Below are 18,990 nucleotides of genomic sequence, written 5' to 3'. Positions count from 1 at the left end.
GTCTGTCAGGCCGACGTCAGCGGTTTTGGGTGAAAGCCGTCGGTCGAGACGTGGTGGCGCTTCAGCAAACCGTTCTCTCACTCGCGGACATCCTGCACCCAGCTGCGCGGGTGGCCGTCGACGCGGAACTGGAAGATGAAATAGGGCGGGATGCAGGTGCCCTTGCCGGCCTTTGCTTGCGCCAGATCGTCATAGCCGGCCGTGCAGATATAGTCCTCGCGGCAGGGGTGGGCCTTGTCGCAGGCGCGCAGGCCGGCGATCTTGGTGAACTCCTTCGTGCAGAATTTGTGGTCCTTGCCCGAGGCGATGCAGTCGTTGAAGCCGGTCTTGGCCAGACGCCCGCACGTCGCCTCGTAGGGAAGCTTGTCGCAGCTTGCCTTGCGCAGCATGCCGCCGGGAAAGCCGCCGGTCTTCTGCTGCGGATTGTCGTAGCGCTGGCGCGCGGCACCATAGCCGGCGAGCTTCACCAAGGGTTTCTTGTCCCTTGCCGGGTCGATGGCGCAGGCCTTGGCGGTGGCCGGCGACAGGCGGCAATACTGGTCGTTACCCCAGGTCGACATTTTGATCTCGCCGAACTCGACGGGATCACCTACCGCCGTGCCGGCCTCGCTGACGCAGGTGCCGAAGCCCGGATGGATGGCGCTTTCATGGACGCCAGCGCAGCGCAGGCCCGCGCCGCAGCTCCAGTCCTTGAAGCTTGGATCCTCGCCGCGATAGCAGATCGAGCCCCAGCCATTGTAGAGGTCGGTGCCTTTCAGCGCCGCGGCATATTTCGCATCAGGTCGGGCGGCGAAGCCTCTGACGAAATCCGGATGGCCGCCGGCGGCGAACTGCTCGACGATGGCGCGGCGGCGCGGCAGGTCGGCGAAGAAGACGGCCGAGCCCGGCACGAAGACGGCGTTGCGGCGCGGCTCGCTGGCCAGATCGGCGCCGGTGTAGTGGAAACCGGCTATGCCATGGGTCTGATGGCAGCCGGTGCAGCTCATCTCGTTGAGTCGCAATTCGAAGCCGGCCACCGACTTGATGGTCGAGAGCGTGTTGCCTTTGGCGACATAGTCCCTGAGCGCCTTGTCGATGTCGGCATCGTCGACCAGCCCGTAGGCGATGTTGTTCTGCGACCGGCTCAGCCCGCCCGGTGCGACGGAGACGGCGCTTTTGGCCAGGAACTTTTCGTCGATCACCAGCCGGCCATGATCGAGATCATAGATGTTGCGGTCGGTGAGCAGCCATTTGGCGAAGGACGGCTTGTCGGCCAGCACAATGGCACGGTCGATCTGGTTTTCCATCTTCGCTTCATAGAAGCTTGATATAGCCGGATCCCATTTGAAGATCTTCAGCAGGTACTCGGCGTGGCCGCCGAAATCGCGCCGCGTCGAGGCCGACAGCCTGAGCACCTGCATGTTGAGTTCGAGCCGCATGATCTGCGACGAATTCAGCATGGCGCCCGACAGCGGCCCTTCGTCGGAACGCAGCCAGGCGGCAAGCTGGTCGGGCGGCAGGTCTTTTTTCCCGGCGGCAAGCCAGCGCTGGGCAACATCGGCGCAGGACACGTCGGTGGCAGCAGGCAAATCCTTCGAGGCGCGCGCTTGTGCCTGCCTGGGCTTGGCGTTGAACACCAGGCTCATGGTCAGCGGCAGGCGCGAGGAAATGCGCTGGCCCGCCTTTCCCTTGGCCGGTTTTTCCGCGACCGAATAGTGGAAGCGGTAGATCAGCCGGATCTCGCCGCATTCGGTGTGGCCGAGATAGCCGCGATCCATGCGGTTGACGACGCCGGTGAGATCCAGCGTCGAGCCGTCATCATCGATGTATTTCGGATTGAACTTCTGGCTGGTGTCCTTCGACTTCGCCATGGCAGCGACATAGGGGTCGGGACTGGTCTTCGGCTCGTCCGCGATCTGCTGCTTGACTGTGTCGCGCACCGTAGCCAGTGCCGGCACCGAAAACAGACCGCGATTGTCGACCTCGCGGGTGAGGCCGAGTGCCGGTCCGAGCAGACGGCTGATCGACAGGCCGCCGCGCTCGAGCGCCTGCAAGGTGGCGGGGTCGGTGACGGCAACGCTGGAATCGAGCGTCACCGCGCCGGCGGCCGGCGTGCCGAGACAAAACAACGCCGCAATCAGCGACAGGAACGAACCGATCGTCCTCAAGCCCAACACATCCCCATTGTGCGGGCAATGCTACAGGCCTCGCGCACTCTCGACCAGAGCGCTGAGGCCGCCATGCCAGCACCGCTGCGGTCTGGAAAAATGCTGTGACTTGGCGCAACCATTGGGATAATTGTTTGTTGGGTTGAGCCCCGGAACAACGGGGAAGTTCGCAGCGCGAGGAGTTGCCATGCTCTGGAAGGGCCGTCGTCAGAGTGACAATATCGAGGACGACCGCAGCGACAGCGGCGGCGGCGGAATCGGTGGCGGCAGCCCTGGTCAGTTCCGCATCCCGATCGGCGGCCGTGCCGGTGGCGGTGGCAGCATCTTCCTTGTCATCCTGGTCGTGCTGGCCGGATGGTATTTCGGCTTCGATCCGTCGACGATCCTGGGTGGCGGCGACGGCGGCCTGCTGCCCGGCGGTGGCGGCCAGATCACCGACAACAGCGGCGGTGGCCAGGACAGCGGCGCCGGTACGCCCGCCAATGACGAGATGAAGCAGTTTGTGGCGACCGTGCTGGCCGAGACCGAGGACACCTGGACCGGTATCTTCAAATCGCAGGGCCTGACCTATGAGGACCCGAAGCTGGTGCTGTTTTCCGGCCAGGTCCGCTCGGCCTGCGGCTTTGCCTCCGCGGCGGCCGGACCATTTTATTGTCCCGGCGACCACAAGGTCTATCTCGACATGACCTTCTTCCAGCAGCTCGACCAGCAGTTTGGCGCTTCGGGCGAATTCGCCCGCGCCTATGTGATCGCGCATGAGGTCGGCCACCACGTCCAGAACCTGACCGGCATCATGTCCAAGTTCAACCAGATGCGGCAAGGCATGAGCGAAGCCGACGCCAACCAGATGTCGGTACGCATCGAGCTTCAGGCCGACTGCTTCGCCGGCGTGTGGGCCCACTACACCGCGCAGAAGGGCATATTGGAGCAGGGCGACATCGAGAGCGCTCTGAACGCCGCCAAGCAGATTGGCGACGACACGCTGCAGAAGAAGACGCAGGGCTATGTCGTGCCGGAAAGCTTCAACCACGGCACCTCGCAGCAGCGGCAGACCTGGCTGGCGCGCGGCTACAAGAGCGGCAAGCTTTCGGATTGCAACACGCTGAGCGGCCCGATTTGACGAGACTGTTTCCCGAGATGACCTGACGGCCAAGACGCCGTCAGGGGATGTCAGGATGAAAGAATTCGGCCTGTTCCCTTATTGTTCCTTGCGGCCGGCTCGCCTATAAGGTGCGTCCGCCTGCGCCCCAGGGCGAGCAGAGGAGCTTGACCCATCATGATCGACCCCAAAACCGCCAGACGGGGCCTTGCGCTCGTCTTCACCACGCTGCTGCTCGACATTATCGGCTTCGGCATGATCATGCCGGTGCTGCCGGCCTATCTCCGGGAATTGACCGGGGTCAGCATCAGCGGAGCGGCGATCGAAGGCGGCTGGCTATTCTTCGTCTATGCGGCGATGCAGTTCTTCTTCGCGCCCATCATGGGCGGCTTGAGCGATCGGTTCGGACGCCGGCCGATCCTGCTCGCCTCGGTGCTGACGTTTTCCATCGACAATCTGATCTGCGCCGTCGCCTGGTCCTATCCGATGCTGTTCATCGGGCGCGTGCTGGCCGGCATTTCGGGCGCCAGCTATTCGACGACATCGGCCTTCATCGCCGACATTTCGAACGATGAGAACCGGGCGAAGAATTTCGGCCTGCTCGGGATCGCCTTTGGTGTCGGCTTCGTCATCGGGCCGGTCCTGGGCGGACTGCTCGGCACGTTCGGACCCCGCGTGCCGTTCTATTTCGCTGCCGGGCTCGCCTTCGTGAACTTCCTGATTGCGCTGTTTTTCCTGCCGGAAACGCTCGATGACAAGCATCGCCGCCGATTCGAGTGGAAACGCGCCAACCCTGTCGGCACGCTTCTGCAGATGCGCCAATACAAGGGCATCGGCTGGATCGGGCTCACCTTCTTCCTGATGACGCTCGGCCACATGATGTATCCGGCGGTCTGGTCGTTCGTTTCCAATTATCGCTATGGCTGGAGCGAGCAGCAGATCGGTTTCTCACTCGGCGCCTTCGGCCTGTGCGGAGCGATCGTCATGGCGACGGTGCTGCCGCGCGTGATCCCCAGGCTTGGCGAGTGGAAGACGGCGGTAATCGGTCTTGCCTTCACCGCGCTCAGCGCCTTCGGCTACGCCTTCGCGTCGCAAGGCTGGATGATCTATGCGGTGATCGTCGTCGGCTGTCTCGAAGCGCTGGCCGATCCGCCGCTGAGGAGCCTCGCCGCTGCCAAGGTGCCGCCTTCGGCGCAAGGCGAGTTGCAGGGTGCGATGACATCGATCTTCTCGATCACCTCGATCATCACGCCGCTGCTCTATACGGCGATCTTTTCGTGGTTCACCGGGGCAAGCGCGCCGGTGACCTTCGGCGGCGCGCCCTACCTGGTCGGCGCGTGTTTTCTTACGCTGGCGCTCATCGTCTTCGTCACCAAAGTGGTGAGGCCGGCAGCGCGCACGAATGTCACCGCCGGTGTTGCCGAAGATGGAGCACAGATATGAGCCATGACAGCCGCATCCGGTGCGAGGCTATGAGAGGTTTGCGCCGCCCCTCATTGCCCTGTTGGGCATTTCTCCCCGTATAGTGACGGGGAGAAAGACGCCGTTTTCGCTGCTTTCGCTAATCGTCGACGTTGCAATAAGACCGCCGAGGTCGCCACAGCTCCCTTCTCCCCGTTCACGGGGAGAAGATGCCGGCAGGCAGATGAGGGGCAGCGCTAACGGATCGAGTTAAGCCCGCTCGGCCAGCAATTCCTCGCCACGCTTTTCGCGGATCAAATTGACGAAGCGGCGGAACAGATAGTGCGAATCCTGCGGGCCGGGCGAAGCCTCCGGGTGATGTTGGACCGAGAACACCGGCCGACCGGTGAGCGTGATGCCGCAGTTCGAACCGTCGAACAGCGAGACGTGGGTTTCCTCGACGCCTGAAGGCAGCGAGTCGGCATCGACGGCAAAGCCGTGGTTCATCGAGACGATCTCGACCTTGCCAGTGGTGTGATCCTTGACCGGATGGTTGGCGCCGTGATGGCCCTGGTGCATCTTGGCGGTCTTGCCGCCCAGCGCCAGCGCCAGCATCTGGTGGCCGAGGCAGATGCCGAACACCGGAATGTCGGTTTTCAACAGGTCCTGGATGACAGGCACGGCATAGTCGCCCGTGGCTTCCGGGTCACCGGGGCCGTTGGAGAGGAAGATGCCGTCCGGCTGCATGGCGAGGATTTCCTCGGCACCGGTCTTGGCGGGCACCACGGTGACCTTGGCGCCAAGGCCGGCGAGCAGGCGCAATATGTTGCGCTTGACGCCGTAGTCGATGGCAACGACATGCATGGTCGGCTCGGCCTGTTCGCCAAAGCCTTCATTCCAAACCCAGGGCGTCTCGCGCCAGACCGAGGACTGGCCCGACGTGACTTCCTTGGCGAGGTCAAGCCCGATCAGGCCCGACCATGCGGCGGCGCGGCGCTTCAGATCGTCGAGGTCGAACACGCCGTCGGGCGCATGCGCGATGACGGCATTGGGCATGCCCTTTTCGCGGATCAGCGCGGTGAGCGCGCGCGTGTCGATGCCCGAGAGCGCCACGATGCCACGCTTCTTCAGCCACTGGTCGAGACCGGTGCCGGCGCGGTAGTTGGACGGGTTGGTGACATCGGCCTTGAACACGGCGCCGACGGCGCCGGCGCGGGCGGCTGGATTGAGGTCCTCGATGTCCTCGTCATTGGTGCCGATGTTGCCGATATGCGGGAAAGTGAAGGTGACGATCTGGCCGGCATAGGACGGGTCGGTGAGGATTTCCTGGTAGCCGGTGAGTGCCGTGTTGAAGCAGACTTCGGCCACGGCGGAGCCGGTGGCGCCGAGACCGCGACCTTCGATGACGGTGCCGTCGGCCAGCACCAACAGCGCGGTCGGCTTTTCTGTTGCCCAGGCGGGCGTCGAGGCGGCGGTCATCTCGGCCATGGCGGCACTCCTATCGGGTTGCGCGCTTCCATAGGCCAAGGGGCCATCCGCGCAGCAAACGGCGCCAAGCGGCGATTTCGCAGCTTCCACGCAGTCAAGCTTCAGTTCATGCAAGGCCCAGTACATAGGGGAAGGGGCCGGGGCGGTCAATGATCATGCGAAACGCGGCTCAGATTTATTTCATCGAGCAATATCATAGGCTTGCCCTGACATATCAGGGTTTGCGTTGGCTCGCGCCCGGCGCTATTGTCCGCGCCGATCGAAGGAGAATGCACCATGCGCGGCAAAATCGCCGAATCCCTGAAGAGCGCGATGAAGGCGCAGGACAAGCACCGGCTGCCGACATTGCGGCTGATCCAGGCCGCCATTCACGACCGCGACATCGCCAATCGCGGTTCGGCCAAGGAGCCGGCCAGCGACGAGGAGATCCTGCAGATCCTGGCCAAGATGGTGAAGCAGCGCGAGGAATCGGCCAAGGCCTTCGACGACGGCAAGCGGCCGGAACTGGCCGCGCAGGAGCGCGGCGAGATGGAAATCATCCGCGCCTTCCTGCCGACGCAGCTGGACGATGCCGCCATCCAGGCTGCGGCACGCGAGGCGATCGCGGCGACGGGAGCGGCCAGCCAGAAGGACATGGGCAAGGTGATCGCCGCGCTGAAGCAGAAATATGCCGGCCAGATGGATTTCGGCAAGGCGAGCGGCATCGTCAAGAACCTGTTGCAGTAGGCTTTCCCGCCCCGTCGGTAGTGATGCGCGGAGGTGAGGTTGGAGATCAAGGCAAAGACAAGCCCGGTTCTTGCCAGTTGCGTTAGCGACCCCTGCCGGTTTTACGGCCCCTTGCAGATCGGCACCGGCTGCGGCGGCGGTGCCGGGTGATCCTTCCTGTATTGAGCGATGATCGGCTCGAGGGTCTTTCGCGGCCAGAATTTCGGCGTGCCGATTTCCTTCAGGCAGGATGCGTTCCAATAGGCGCCCGACTGCGAACGGTTGGACGCTACCGCGGCGATGTCGCGCGATTCAGGGTAGATGTAGAGCGTCGTCGGGTTGTCCTTCACCATCGAGATGATCTGTTGCGCGTCCGCCGGCGACCAGCTGGTGCAGCCATTGCTGCGGCCGCCGGCATAGTCCACCAGCTTGCCGAACGGCACATAACCGTCGTGGTCGGCATGCGAGCTGTTCGGGCTTTTGCGCAGGCACATGCCGTGCAGCACCTGGGCCGCGTGGCCGCCGATCACCCTCTGTCTGGCGTTCGCAGCTTCGCCTTCGCCGTCGAACTGGATGAAGGTGCGCTGGAAAGCCACGTCCTGTTTCGCACCGGTGCGGTAGTAGCCTTTGAACGAGGTTTTCGCCTCGCGGGTCATGTAGCCGCCGCCGGCCGTCAACGATGAATCCATCGCATTGCCGAAGTTCTTCGCGCATCGTTTGCCATTCGAAAAATCGACAGTGCCTTTCAGGTTGCGGCCGCCGCCATGACCCGACGAGATCGCGCGAAACGACTGGCTGGCTTCGCATATGACGTAATACCGGCGCCCGAGCACGCCATTACCCAGATCGCCGGGGCGTGTGGCATCCATGGCGAAGTAGCAGGGGTTCTTGACGGCACCTTGCGCGACCTTCATCAGGTAAAGCGCGCGCGCTCGTTCCAGAACCACCTGTGAGATCTGACCGTCGCTGTCGCCAACATGGGCCTGCAGCCAGGCTGGAACGCCTGATGGTGCGGCAGAGGATCGAGCCGACACCGTCAAGGCAATGACGGCGACGAGGAGGCTGAGGATCGGGACGATGCCCAGGGGGACGAATCTCAACCGCACGGGTTCACTTCTCCTGCCAAGACCGTTTCCTTGCGGTGTTGCCGCCGGGAATCAATCATAAAGGGCCTCGCATTATCAGGCGAAACACATCTTGTTTAGCGCCCCCTTTGTTTAGCGCGCTCTGCCGAAGCCCGCACGAAGAGCCCATGGAAGGAGGTCGACGCGCGCAAACGCGACCTACGCCGACATGCTGGCTCCAGGCTTGCGGCGAACGTCTCCGCATCTTTGACTGTCCGCGATTTTCGTTCCCTACGGATTGAGCTATCATTTGATTCTGGCGCGGCCCGCGCCTCCTCCCTCCGCTGGGAAAGCATAATTCGTGCGGGGCTATCCGATCATCGAAACCGACTGTCCGAGCACTTGGCATAAGGAGGGGTTGCGAAAACCGCTCGCACCAGGAGGTTTTGCAATGAAGCTATCTGCGCCCGTCTACCATTTGAAGCGTCAAGCCAGGTTGTTGTCCCGCGAGGGCAAGATTGCGCTCCACGAAGCGCTTGATCGTGTTGCAGTACAGGAAGGTTTCAGCAGCTGGAGCCTGCTTGCAGCCAAGGCAGCCGAGGTGGGGCCTGCCGGAACATTGTTTGCGCAACTGGCGCCCGGCGATCTCGTTCTGGTGGGTGCACGACCCGGCCACGGCAAAACGCTGATGAGCCTCGAACTCGCAATCGAAGCCATGAAGTCCGGCCATCGCGGCGTGTTCTTTACGCTGGAATATACGCAAATGGATGTGCTCGACCGGTTTCGCGCCATCGGGGCGGACCCTGCGCGGTTCAACGACCGGTTCGTATTCGATAATTCCGACGCCATCAGCGCCGACTACATCGTCAGGACGTTGAGCTCGGCGCCGCGCGGCACGTTGGTGGTGATCGATTATCTGCAACTGCTCGATCAGAAGCGGGAGAACCCGGACCTGATGGCGCAGGTCCGCACGCTCAAGGCCTTTGCCCGCGACAGGGGATTGATCCTCGTCTTCATCTCGCAGATCGATCGGTCATACGATCCGGCGAAGAAGCCGGTTCCCGATATCAGCGATGTCCGGTTGCCGAACCCTTTGGATCTGTCGCTGTTCAACAAGACATGCTTCCTGAACAGGGGCGAAATCCGGTTCCAGGCAGCGAACTGACGGATCTGTCGAGCAACCTCATTGGGCGGCTGCCGTCAGGTTCAGGAGGTGCGCGACCGATGCAGGATTGTGCTGCGCGCGCAGCGCGTCGGCCGACTGGCGAACGACTTCGGAAATCCGCAGCAGCTGTTTGGCGATCGGGCTGGTGTTGCGCCAGACCATGCCGATCGTGCGCGAGGGCTGGGGACTTCTGAAACGCGCAATGGAAACCGGCGCCGAGCGCGTCTCCACCGCCACGGCCATTTCGGGGATCAAGGTGACACCGATGCCGGCACCGACCATCTGCACCAGGGTCGACAGCGAGCTGCCGTCCAGCAACTCGCGCGGCCGTGCCGAATGCATGCTGCAGAACGACAGCGCCTGGTCGCGGAAGCAATGGCCTTCTTCCAGAAGAAGCAGCCGCATTTCGCGCAGCATCTCGCGATTGGGCACCGGCTTTCCCTCGTCCTCGCCGGGCCGGACCAGGACGAAGTTCTCGGCAAACAGCACGACCTCCGTCAACGACGGTTCGGACACCGGCAGTGCGACGATAGCCGCATCGAGCCGACCGTCGGCCAGTTCCTGGATCAGCTTTTGCGTCAGCGTCTCGCGCACATGGATGTCGAGGCCGTCATGCATGCGCGAAAGGTTGCCGATGATGGTCGGCAAAAGGTAGGGCGCGACCGTCGGGATGACGCCGATGCGCAGCCGCCCGACCAGCCTGTCACGCGAAGAGCGGGCGAGATCAGCCAGTTCGTCCACCGAACGCAGGATGTCGCGTACGCGTAGGGCAAACTCCTCGCCGAAATTGGTCAGCCGGACCTGGCGCGGGCCTCTTTCGAACAGTTCGGTGCCGAGCGTCTCTTCCAATTCCTTGATTTGCACCGAAATGGCAGGCTGGGAGATCGCACAGGCATCCGCGGCGCGTCCGAAATGGTTGTGCCGCGCCAGCGCCTCGAAATAGCGCAACTGCTTCAGGGTCAGGTTTGCCATAAGCGCACCTTATCTCTGTGATCAGTAAATCCAACTTAAATTAATCGAGCCGCTTTGCTATAGAGTCTGGTAGGGAGATGAAAGGCAGCCGACGCCACACAGTCCGCATCATCGGTGTGGGCGTGCGTTCGGGGCTGTTTTTGTTTCAACACAATCTTGTCCAGGGCAGGCTCAGGGCAGTAGGACATTTCGCATATTCGGGCTCCTCACCGTCGCGGCGGCCATGGAGCCGTCTCGAAGGGCATTCCAGGCCCTTGTTCACGCAGCCGTTGAGGCAAAGCTCAACACAGCCACGATCGGAGAAAAACATGGACGCCAACACAGACGATAACAGCAAGGGCAAATGCCCGGTCGTGCACACTGCCGTTGGCAGGGTCAACCGCGACTGGTGGCCGAATCAGCTCAATGTCCAGGTTCTCCACCAGCAGTCGCCGCTGTCCGATCCGATGGGTGAGGCGTTCGACTATGCCGAGGAATTCAAAAGCCTCGACCTCGACGCCGTCATCAAGGACCTGCATGCGCTGATGACGGATTCACAGGAGTGGTGGCCGGCCGACTTCGGCCATTATGGGCCGCTGTTCATCCGCATGGCCTGGCACAGCGCCGGCACCTACCGCATTGCCGACGGCCGTGGCGGCGCCGGGGCCGGTCAGCAGCGCTTCGCGCCGCTGAACAGCTGGCCGGATAACGTCAACCTCGACAAGGCCCGCCGGCTGTTGTGGCCGATCAAGCAGAAATACGGCCGCAAGATCTCCTGGGCAGACCTGCTGATCCTGACGGGCAACGTCGCGCTGGAATCGATGGGCTTCAAGACCTTCGGGTTCGCCGGCGGCCGCGCCGATGTGTGGGAGCCAGAAGAGGACATCTACTGGGGCCCCGAGGGCAAGTGGCTCGCCGACGAGCGCTACAGCGGTGACCGCGATCTGCAGAACCCGCTTGGCGCTGTGCAGATGGGCCTGATCTACGTCAATCCGGAAGGGCCGAACGGCAAGCCTGATCCGCTCGCCTCGGCGCGCGATATCAGGGACACTTTCGCGCGCATGGCGATGAACGACGAGGAGACCGTAGCCCTCATCGCCGGCGGCCACACATTCGGCAAGACCCATGGCGCCGGCGATGCGACGCTGGTTGGTGTGGAGCCTGAAGGCGCTGATATCGAGCAGCAAGGCCTTGGCTGGGCGAGCAAGTTCGGCACCGGCAAGGGCGGCGACGCCATCGGCAGCGGCCTGGAGGTGACCTGGACGACGACGCCGACGAAGTGGAGCAACGACTTCTTCGACAATCTGTTCGGCTTCGACTGGGAATTGACCAAGAGCCCGGCCGGCGCACACCAGTGGACGCCGAAGGGCGGCGCCGGTGCGGGCACGGTGCCGGACGCGCACAATCCGACCAAGCGCCATGCGCCCTCGATGCTGACCAGCGATCTCGCCCTGCGTTTCGATCCTTCCTACGAGACGATCTCGCGGCGCTTCCATGAGAATCCGGATCAGTTCGCCGACGCGTTCGCCCGCGCCTGGTACAAGCTGACCCATCGCGACATGGGCCCGCTTGTGCGCTATCTCGGCCCGTTGGTTCCGAAGGAAGAGCTGCCCTGGCAGGACGTCATTCCGGCGGTCGATCACGTGCTGATCGACGAAGAGGACGCTGCAGCGCTCAAGGCCAAGATCCTGGCGTCCGGCCTGTCGGTGTCGCAGCTGGTCTCGGTGGCATGGGCGTCGGCCTCGACCTTCCGTGGCTCCGACAAGCGTGGTGGCGCCAATGGCGCGCGCATCCGCCTTGCGCCGCAGAAGGACTGGGCCGTCAATCAGCCGGCTGAGCTCGCCAAGGTGCTCGACAAACTCGAAGCGATCCAGAAGGACTTCAATGCTTCGCAGACCGGCAGCAAGAAGGTCTCGCTTGCCGACCTGATCGTTCTCGGTGGCGGTGCTGCTGTCGAGAAGGCCGCGAAGGCCGCCGGCCACAGCGTGGACGTTCCCTTCTGGCCGGGCCGTATGGACGCCTCGCAGGAGCAGACGGATGTCCACTCCTTCGCGCCGCTGGAACCGACGGTTGACGGCTTCCGCAACTATGTCAGCGGCAAGCAGCGGCTGACCGTCGAAGAGGCGCTGGTCGACCGTGCGCAGCTGCTGACGCTGACCGCGCCGGAGATGACGGTTCTCGTCGGCGGCCTGCGCGTTCTCGGTGCCAATGCCGGGCAGTCCAGGCACGGCGTCTTCACCAAGCAGCCGGAAACGCTGAGCAACGACTTCTTCGTCAACCTGCTCGACATGGGCACGGAGTGGAAGGCGGCATCGGAGGCCAAGGACGTGTTCGAAGGCCGCGACCGCAAGACCGGCGAAGTCAAGTGGACCGGCACCCGCGCCGATCTGATCTTCGGTTCGCACTCACAGCTGCGGGCGCTGGCCGAAGTCTATGCAACGGCGGACGCCAAGGCGAAATTCGCCAGGGATTTCGTCGTGGCATGGACCAAGGTGATGAACGCCGACCGCTTCGACATCGCCTGAGCTTGCCAATGGCACTCCGGCGCGGCCGCGCCGGAGTGCCCGTCCTCCCAAGGACTTAAGATCGGGGCCGCGTTTCCAGCGATGGGAGCGCGGCCCTTGTCGTAAGAGGCAGCGCTTTGGTGGATCGTGCCTTCCCGGGCAAGGATGCTATTTTACCGGCGTAGCGTCTCCACGGTGTAACATGATCGAAATCGTCAAACCCGCGCTTGAACATTTGCCGTCCTACAAGGCGGCGCTCGAACGCGGCTGGTCGCCGGACAATGTGCGGTTGCTGGAAGCGACGCGCGAGCAGCTTGCGGCGATCGAGAAGGATCCGGTGGCTTTTCTCGCCGACCTCGATGATCCCCAGGCCAAGGGCGGCCCGATCGCCTTGCCTGACGGGACGAAAGTACCGCGCTTGCCGGGCTTCCGCCGCTGGATCTGGGACGGCGAAGCGTCGGGCTCGATCGGCTTTCGCTGGCAGAAGGGCACTGCGGAACTGCCGATCCGTCAATCCTCGTGGAAGCGCGGCGCGGTTACGCCCGAGGCGCTGCGGTTGATGCTGGATGATGCGAGGGCGATTGGCCTGCCCCATGTCGAGATCACCGCCAAGCCGGGCAATCCGGCCTCGCACAAGGTGATCCTGGCCAATGGCGGCAAGCTCGTCGAACGCTTCTTCGAGGACGCCGCCTATGGTGGGGTGGAGAGTTTGCGGTTTCGGATCGAGCTGTAGCTCGCTTTATCGCTTTTCGGCCTGATCGCGCAGCCAGTCGGCGAGCGACGTGCGACGCGTGCCAGCCCTGCCTGTGAAGGCCTGGGCGGACAGCATGGAGTTCAACACAGCTTCCTGCGTGGCCTCCGTCGCTGCCCGCAAAAGGATGTCGATGCGCGCTTCGTTGAGGGCGAGCAGCGGCACCAGATCGCGAGCTTCGTCGTGGTCGACCATGTTGCCGGTGCTGAAGGCAATGGCTATGTCGCCACTGCCATGGCCCCAGAAGGAGCCGAGTCTTGCGATGCCCGCTCCGGTGCGGCGCGCCACGCGCTCGAGCTGGCGGTGTTCGAGCGGCACATCGGTTGCCAGAACGATCATGATCGAGCCGCGTTCGGCCTGGTCCGGTTGCCCAAGATCGGGCCTGCGCCCATCGGGGAGCACGAGGTGTCCGGGCTTGCCGAAATTCGTCAGGACGAGAACACCAAGATGACGGTCGCCACCGAGCGCGATCTTTCTGGACGCCGAGCCGATGCCGCCCTTGAAGCCGAAGCAACTCATTCCCGTCCCGGCACCGACATTGCCCTGTTCAACCGCGCCTTCATGCGCATCCGCCAGCGCCGCAAGGGCGTGTTCCTCTGATATCGCCAGTGCCTGGATGTCGTTCAGTGGCCCGTCATTGCACTCGCCCACCACCGGGTTGACGGTGCCGGTCGAGCGGCCGATGTCCGGGTTCAGGCGGATGGCGTCGCGGATCAGCGCCGTTGCGCAGGTGCCGACCGAGAGCGTATTGGTCAGCAGGATCGGGGTTTCGATGGTGCCGAGTTCCTGCACCTGCGTCAGGCCGACCGTTTTGCCGAAGCCGTTGATGACATGGCTGGCCGCGATCACCTTGTTGCGAAATATACTGCCGCCATGCGGCAGGATGGCAGTCACGCCGGTGTTGATGTCGCCGTTGCGTAGCGTGCAGTGACCGACACGGACGCCAGGCACGTCGGTGATCGCATTGTTGGCGCCCGTCGGCAGGATGCCGCAGGTCAAGCCGAAATCGCCGACAGTCCTGGTCATGCCTGCTCCTGGCTCACAAACGACCCGCGTCCAGGTCGAGGTCCGCGCCGGGACCCTATTGGAGTGTCAACCATGCTCGTCAGCGCACAGCGCGTGGTCGGACAGGGCGCGGATGACGTAGCAGTCGCCGACCGTCTTGCCATTGCAGCAGGTGGCGATGCGTTCGAGTTCGGCCTCCAGCCGCTTCAGCTGGGCAATCTTCTCCCGCACCGAGATCAGTTGTTCCTCGGCGATCCGGTCGGCGTGTCCGCAGGGCTGCTCGGGGTGGGCGCTCAACTCGATCAGCGAGCGGATGTGCTCGACCGCGAAGCCGAGGTCGCGGGCGTGGCGGATGAAGGCCAGCCGCTCCAGCTCCTGCCTGGAATAGCGGCGCTGGTTGCCTTCCGAGCGCTCGGGTGCCGCAACAAGGCCCATCTGCTCGTAGTAGCGGATGGTCGGCACCTTGACCCCGGTGCGGCGCGAGAGATCACCGATGGAAAACATGAATTTGCCTCTTGAAGCTCTAGTGACTAGAGCAATTACAGTGCCTGACATCAGCATTCAAGACCCATGCGGCGACGCCAAGCGGACAAGACAGACAGGTGATGTAATGACGACGCCCCTCAGGCAGACACGGTTCAAGATCGGCGGCATGGACTGCGCCTCCTGTGCGGCCAAGATCGATACGGCGGTGCGTCGCCTCGACGGCGTCGACGATGTCTCGGTTTCGGTGACCGGCGCCAGCATGACGGTCAGCCATGGCGGTTCGCTCAACGATGGCAAGGTGCTGCAGCAGGTGGCGCGGCTCGGCTACGGCATCGTCAAGGCCGAAGCCAAGACCGATGGGCGGGCTTCAGTGGCCTCGGCGCATGACCACGCTGACCAGAAGGGCCACGATCACGCCGGCGACGATCATGAGCATGGCGGCGAACAGGTCGCCAACGAGGCTGTTGGGTCATCTCATCTCCACAGTGATGTCGAGCCGGGGCAGGCGTGGTGGCGCTCCCGCCGTGCAGCGCTGACTCTGGCTTGCGCGGCGGCGCTTGTTGCCGCCTATGGCATCGGCCATCTGTTCCCAGTAGCCGAGCGCTGGGTGTTCCTGGGCGCGCTGTTGGTCGGCCTGGCGCCGATCGCGCGGCGCGCGCTGATGGCGGCATTGGCCGGCACGCCGTTCTCGATCGAGATGCTGATGACCATCGCGGCGACAGGCGCTGTGATGATCGGCGCCACGGAAGAAGCCGCCGCCGTGGTGGTGCTGTTCCTGATCGGCGAACTTCTGGAAGGTGTCGCCGCCGGCCGCGCCCGGGCGAGCATCCAGGGACTTGCCGATCTGGTGCCGAAGACAGCGCTGGTCGAGCGGGCGGGCGGCACATCAGAGGTTCCAGCCGAAGACCTTGCGGTCGGCGACGTCATCGTGGCGCGGCCGGGCGACCGCATCCCCGCCGATGGCGAGATCGTCGAGGGGTCTGGTGACATCGACGAGGCGCCGGTGACCGGCGAGAGCACGCCGAAGCGCAAGGGTGTTGCGGACGCCGTCTTCGCCGGCACGATCAGCATCGACGGCGTGCTCAAGGTTCGCGTGACCGCAGCCGCGTCGGACAACACCATCGCCCGGATCGTGCGGCTTGTGGAGGAGGCGCAGGAGGCCAAGGCGCCGACCGAGCGCTTCATCGACCGCTTCTCGCGCATCTACACTCCGGCCGTGCTGGCGGTCGGCGCACTAGTGGCGCTGCTGCCGCCGCTGCTTGCCGGCGGCGATTGGAACGAATGGATCTACAAGGGCCTGGCGATTCTGCTGATCGGCTGCCCCTGCGCCCTGGTCATCTCGACGCCCGCGGCGATCGCCGCGGGCCTTGCGACCGGCGCGCGGCGCGGTCTGTTGATGAAGGGTGGTGCCGTGCTGGAAGGCTTTCGCCGGATCACGGCGGTCGCCTTCGACAAGACCGGCACGCTGACGGCAGGCAAGCCCGTGGTTACCGACATCGTAACCTATGGCCGTGACGAACGCACCGTGCTGGCGCTGGCGGCGGCACTGGAGCAGGGCTCCAGCCATCCGCTGGCGATGGCGATCCTGGAGCGGGCCAAGGCCGACAAGGGGCCTGTGCCGCCGGCCTTGGCGGCGAAGGCGATCTCGGGCAAGGGTGTCGAGGGCAGCGTCGGCGGCGTTGCCGTCTTCCTCGGCTCCGGCCAGGCGGCGGGCGAACGCGCCGACATGACCGAGGCGCAGCGCCTCGCCGTCGACAGCCTCAATGGCCAGGGCAAGACCGTCTCGGTGCTGGTGGCCGATGGCATGGTGGCCGGGCTGATCGCCATGCGCGACGAGCCGCGGCAGGATGCGGCGGCCGGGATCGCGGCGCTCAAGGCTGAGGGCATCCGTGCGGTGATGCTGACCGGCGACAACCGCCGCACGGCCGAAGCCATCGCCGCTTCGCTTGGCATCGAGGCGCGGGCGGAGCTGTTGCCTCAGGACAAGCAGCGCATCGTTGGCGAATTGCAGCGCGAGGGGTTCAAGGTGGCCAAGGTCGGCGACGGCATCAACGACGCGCCGGCGCTGGCCGCCGCCGACATCGGCATCGCCATGGGCGGCGGCACCGATGTGGCGCTGGAGACCGCGGACGCGGCGATCTTGCATGGCCGCGTCATGGACGTCGTGCGCATGGTGAAACTGTCGCGGGCGGTGATGGCCAATATTGGCCAGAACATCAGCGTGGCGCTCGGGCTGAAGGCAGTGTTCCTGGTCACCACCATTTTGGGCATCACCGGCCTGTGGCCAGCGATCCTGGCCGATACCGGCGCCACCGTGCTGGTCACCGCCAACGCCATGCGCCTGTTGCGCTGGCGCGGGTGATCCGGCGTTCGGCGGCCGCCGCTCAACCGCTAGCCGTCAGGGGTCGATATCCATCGCGAGCGCTGCGTCCTTCTGGTTCTCCAGTTCCGTGAGCCTGCCTTGGAGCGCGCTGCGGATCGAGGCGTAGGCGGCAGCGCCGAAGGTCAATCGGCGCGGAGCGGGATTCTGCTCGACCGAAGCAATCATCGCTTCGACCATCTTGTGCGGGTCGCCCTTGACGTCGAACGAGCCCTCGGCAAAGGCCTTGCGCAGGTCGCCGACCGGCGTGTTCGCATAGATTTCCTCAGACTGGGAACTGATCAGGCTGGCGCCGAAGTTCGTCTGCGTCGGTCCGGGCTCGACGAGTGTCAAGCCGATGCCAAAGGACGCGACCTCCTGCCGAACGGATTCGACGAAGCCTTCGATGCCCCATTTGGTGGCGTGGTAGAGGCTGAAACCGGGATAGGCCATCTGGCCACCCTCCGAAGAGACTTGCAGGATGCGGCCGCCGTGCTGTTTCCTCAGATGCGGCAGTGCTGCCCGGATTACCTGGATGGAGCCGACAAGATTTGTGTCGATCAGGTCGCGGATCTGGTTGTCGTCAAGCTCTTCGGCGGCGCCGAACAGGCCGTAACCGGCGTTGCTGACGATGACATCGATGTGCCCTAGATCGTCAAAGGCTTTGCCGATCGTTGCCTTGATCGCATCGCTGTCGGTCATTTGAAGAGAAGCGATCCAGAGGTGATCGCTATGATGCGCTTTCAAATCGGCGAGCGCCTGCGGCCTCCGCGCCGTTGCGGCAACTCGATCGCCACGGACCAGAAGCCTTTCCGTCAGAAGCCGTCCGAAACCGGACGAGGTGCCGGTGATGAACCATGTCTTGGCCATGGGAGAAGTCCTTTCGTTGTTGACTTCGGCCAAGATTACTCCACCCAACTCATGATACTATCCGTTCAATTTTGGATAGCTTGATGAAGATTCACCATGAATTCGAAGCCCGGACTTCCCGAATTGTCGGCGCTGGCCGCAATCGTCTTGCATCGCAGCTTCCGCAAGGCGGCCGACGATCTTGGCCTGTCCCCCTCGACGCTCAGCCACATGATGCGGACGCTGGAGCGGGGCATGGGCGTGCGCCTGCTCAATCGCACCACACGCAGCGTTGCGCCGACCGAGGCTGGCGAACGGCTGGTCGCACGCCTGCGGCCGCTCTTGTCGGATATCGATGCGGCACTAGCCGAGGTTGATGACTTCCGCGGTCTTGCGTCAGGGACGCTGAGGATCAACACCAGCGAGATCGGTGCCCGGCTGTTGCTCGGATCCGTGGTGCCGTCGTTTCTTCAGCGCTACCCCCAGGTCTCGCTCGATCTCGTCACCGAGGGAAAGCTGGTCGATATCGTCGCCGAAGGCTTTGATGCCGGCATCCGCCTGGGCGAGGCCGTACCGCGGGATATGGTCGCGGTGCGCTTCGGTGGGCCGACACGCTTCATCGCCGTTGCATCGCCGGCCTATCTCGCCGGCCGCCCGGCTCCGCACACGCCAGATGATCTCGGGGATCAAGCCTGCATCCAGTTCCGCTTGCCGAGCGGTAAGCTTTATCGGTGGGAGTTCGAGAAACATGGCCAGGAGATTGCCATCGATGTTCAGGGCGCACTGACACTCGACAGTATGGAGTTGATGGCCGAAGCAGCGGCTTGCGGCATGGGCGTTGCCTACATATCGGACAAGACTGCCAAGCCTTACCTCGATCAGGGATCGCTCGTCACCGTGCTGGACGATTGGTGTCCGCCCATTCCCGGCCTGTTCCTCTATTATCCAGGCCACCGGCTGGTGCCGCCGGCGCTGCGCGCCTTCATCGACGTGTTGAAAGAGACGAAGGGCTGAGG

The 18,990-nt window shown here is 63.9% G+C and carries 15 protein-coding genes; 8 read left to right on the top strand and 7 right to left on the bottom strand.

The genetic code is table 11. The annotated features are described in order from the left end of the window. Nucleotides 1-77 precede the first annotated feature (77 nt). On the bottom strand, nucleotides 78-2,156 hold the full coding sequence (locus EJ076_RS28215) for a hypothetical protein (RefSeq protein ID WP_245462901.1): 2,079 nt from the start codon (nucleotides 2,154-2,156) through the stop codon (nucleotides 78-80). A 178-nt stretch (nucleotides 2,157-2,334) separates the two neighbouring features. Here EJ076_RS28215 and EJ076_RS28210 point away from each other — a divergent pair, with 178 nt between their 5' ends. After that, nucleotides 2,335-3,267 carry a neutral zinc metallopeptidase gene (locus EJ076_RS28210; protein WP_126070082.1) on the top strand — a complete coding sequence of 311 codons (933 nt, stop codon included), beginning with the start codon at nucleotides 2,335-2,337 and terminating at the stop codon, nucleotides 3,265-3,267. A 156-nt stretch (nucleotides 3,268-3,423) separates the two neighbouring features. Further along, a complete protein-coding gene (locus tag EJ076_RS28205) occupies nucleotides 3,424-4,689 on the top strand; it encodes a TCR/Tet family MFS transporter (RefSeq protein WP_126070081.1) in 1,266 nt (421 codons plus the stop codon). 228 nt (nucleotides 4,690-4,917) lie between these two features. On the opposite strand, the gene carA is transcribed toward EJ076_RS28205, so the two are convergent. Beyond that, the gene (gene carA / locus EJ076_RS28200; protein WP_109661297.1) at nucleotides 4,918-6,135 is read right to left on the bottom strand and encodes a glutamine-hydrolyzing carbamoyl-phosphate synthase small subunit; all 1,218 of its coding nucleotides are present in this window, start codon (nucleotides 6,133-6,135) and stop codon (nucleotides 4,918-4,920) included. A 276-nt stretch (nucleotides 6,136-6,411) separates the two neighbouring features. On the opposite strand from carA, the gene EJ076_RS28195 reads away from it, so the two are divergent. Continuing rightward, on the top strand, nucleotides 6,412-6,861 hold the full coding sequence (locus EJ076_RS28195) for a GatB/YqeY domain-containing protein (protein ID WP_109661299.1): 450 nt from the start codon (nucleotides 6,412-6,414) through the stop codon (nucleotides 6,859-6,861). A 101-nt stretch (nucleotides 6,862-6,962) separates the two neighbouring features. Here the strand turns inward: EJ076_RS28195 and EJ076_RS28190 are convergent, their stop codons facing one another. Next, the gene (locus tag EJ076_RS28190) at nucleotides 6,963-7,946 is read right to left on the bottom strand and encodes a hypothetical protein (protein ID WP_109659998.1); all 984 of its coding nucleotides are present in this window, start codon (nucleotides 7,944-7,946) and stop codon (nucleotides 6,963-6,965) included. Nucleotides 7,947-8,355: 409 nt separating this feature from the next. Here EJ076_RS28190 and EJ076_RS28185 point away from each other — a divergent pair, with 409 nt between their 5' ends. Then, on the top strand, nucleotides 8,356-9,069 hold the full coding sequence (locus EJ076_RS28185) for a DNA helicase (RefSeq protein ID WP_126070080.1): 714 nt from the start codon (nucleotides 8,356-8,358) through the stop codon (nucleotides 9,067-9,069). A gap of 18 nt (nucleotides 9,070-9,087) precedes the next feature. Here EJ076_RS28185 and EJ076_RS28180 read toward each other — a convergent pair whose 3' ends face one another. Beyond that, nucleotides 9,088-10,041, bottom strand: coding sequence for a hydrogen peroxide-inducible genes activator (locus EJ076_RS28180; RefSeq protein WP_126070079.1), 954 nt, complete (start codon nucleotides 10,039-10,041; stop codon nucleotides 9,088-9,090). Between the two features lie 308 nt (nucleotides 10,042-10,349). Here EJ076_RS28180 and katG point away from each other — a divergent pair, with 308 nt between their 5' ends. Both katG and EJ076_RS28170 read left to right on the top strand, forming a co-directional pair. Next, entirely contained in the window at nucleotides 10,350-12,545 is a 2,196-nt protein-coding gene (gene katG, locus EJ076_RS28175) for a catalase/peroxidase HPI (RefSeq protein WP_126070078.1), read from the top strand. 181 nt (nucleotides 12,546-12,726) lie between these two features. After that, nucleotides 12,727-13,257: a GNAT family N-acetyltransferase gene (locus EJ076_RS28170; RefSeq protein WP_126070077.1), complete on the top strand. Its 531-nt coding sequence runs from the start codon at nucleotides 12,727-12,729 to the stop codon at nucleotides 13,255-13,257. 6 nt (nucleotides 13,258-13,263) lie between these two features. Here the strand turns inward: EJ076_RS28170 and EJ076_RS28165 are convergent, their stop codons facing one another. Beyond that, on the bottom strand, nucleotides 13,264-14,301 hold the full coding sequence (locus tag EJ076_RS28165; protein ID WP_126070076.1) for a P1 family peptidase: 1,038 nt from the start codon (nucleotides 14,299-14,301) through the stop codon (nucleotides 13,264-13,266). A gap of 66 nt (nucleotides 14,302-14,367) precedes the next feature. Beyond that, the gene (locus EJ076_RS28160) at nucleotides 14,368-14,784 is read right to left on the bottom strand and encodes a helix-turn-helix domain-containing protein (RefSeq protein WP_126070075.1); all 417 of its coding nucleotides are present in this window, start codon (nucleotides 14,782-14,784) and stop codon (nucleotides 14,368-14,370) included. 106 nt (nucleotides 14,785-14,890) lie between these two features. Between EJ076_RS28160 and EJ076_RS28155 the strand changes: the two genes are divergently transcribed. Then, nucleotides 14,891-17,128 carry a heavy metal translocating P-type ATPase gene (locus tag EJ076_RS28155; RefSeq protein ID WP_126070074.1) on the top strand — a complete coding sequence of 746 codons (2,238 nt, stop codon included), beginning with the start codon at nucleotides 14,891-14,893 and terminating at the stop codon, nucleotides 17,126-17,128. Nucleotides 17,129-17,164: 36 nt separating this feature from the next. On the opposite strand, the gene EJ076_RS28150 is transcribed toward EJ076_RS28155, so the two are convergent. Continuing rightward, entirely contained in the window at nucleotides 17,165-17,995 is an 831-nt protein-coding gene (locus EJ076_RS28150) for an SDR family oxidoreductase (RefSeq protein ID WP_126070073.1), read from the bottom strand. Between the two features lie 96 nt (nucleotides 17,996-18,091). Between EJ076_RS28150 and EJ076_RS28145 the strand changes: the two genes are divergently transcribed. Next, complete coding sequence (locus EJ076_RS28145) at nucleotides 18,092-18,988, top strand: LysR family transcriptional regulator (RefSeq protein WP_126070072.1); 897 nt, start codon at nucleotides 18,092-18,094, stop codon at nucleotides 18,986-18,988. The last annotated feature ends 2 nt before the right edge of the window (nucleotides 18,989-18,990 follow it).

This window comes from Mesorhizobium sp. M7D.F.Ca.US.005.01.1.1 (assembly GCF_003952545.1).
GTDB classification, from domain to species: domain Bacteria; phylum Pseudomonadota; class Alphaproteobacteria; order Rhizobiales; family Rhizobiaceae; genus Mesorhizobium; species Mesorhizobium loti.
The sequence above is the reverse complement of the archived record's forward strand: the minus strand, read 5'-3'. Positions and strand labels throughout refer to the sequence as shown.

Coding starts and splice junctions, on each gene's coding strand:
- EJ076_RS28195 (WP_109661299.1), top strand. CDS start 6,412: ATGCGCGGCAAAATCGCCGAATCCCTGAAGAGCGCGATGAAGGCGCAG.
- EJ076_RS28160 (WP_126070075.1), bottom strand. CDS start 14,784: ATGTTTTCCATCGGTGATCTCTCGCGCCGCACCGGGGTCAAGGTGCCG.
- carA (WP_109661297.1), bottom strand. CDS start 6,135: ATGGCCGAGATGACCGCCGCCTCGACGCCCGCCTGGGCAACAGAAAAG.
- EJ076_RS28170 (WP_126070077.1), top strand. CDS start 12,727: ATGATCGAAATCGTCAAACCCGCGCTTGAACATTTGCCGTCCTACAAG.
- EJ076_RS28145 (WP_126070072.1), top strand. CDS start 18,092: ATGAATTCGAAGCCCGGACTTCCCGAATTGTCGGCGCTGGCCGCAATC.
- EJ076_RS28180 (WP_126070079.1), bottom strand. CDS start 10,041: ATGGCAAACCTGACCCTGAAGCAGTTGCGCTATTTCGAGGCGCTGGCG.
- EJ076_RS28210 (WP_126070082.1), top strand. CDS start 2,335: ATGCTCTGGAAGGGCCGTCGTCAGAGTGACAATATCGAGGACGACCGC.
- EJ076_RS28150 (WP_126070073.1), bottom strand. CDS start 17,995: ATGGCCAAGACATGGTTCATCACCGGCACCTCGTCCGGTTTCGGACGG.
- katG (WP_126070078.1), top strand. CDS start 10,350: ATGGACGCCAACACAGACGATAACAGCAAGGGCAAATGCCCGGTCGTG.
- EJ076_RS28165 (WP_126070076.1), bottom strand. CDS start 14,301: ATGACCAGGACTGTCGGCGATTTCGGCTTGACCTGCGGCATCCTGCCG.
- EJ076_RS28205 (WP_126070081.1), top strand. CDS start 3,424: ATGATCGACCCCAAAACCGCCAGACGGGGCCTTGCGCTCGTCTTCACC.
- EJ076_RS28155 (WP_126070074.1), top strand. CDS start 14,891: ATGACGACGCCCCTCAGGCAGACACGGTTCAAGATCGGCGGCATGGAC.
- EJ076_RS28185 (WP_126070080.1), top strand. CDS start 8,356: ATGAAGCTATCTGCGCCCGTCTACCATTTGAAGCGTCAAGCCAGGTTG.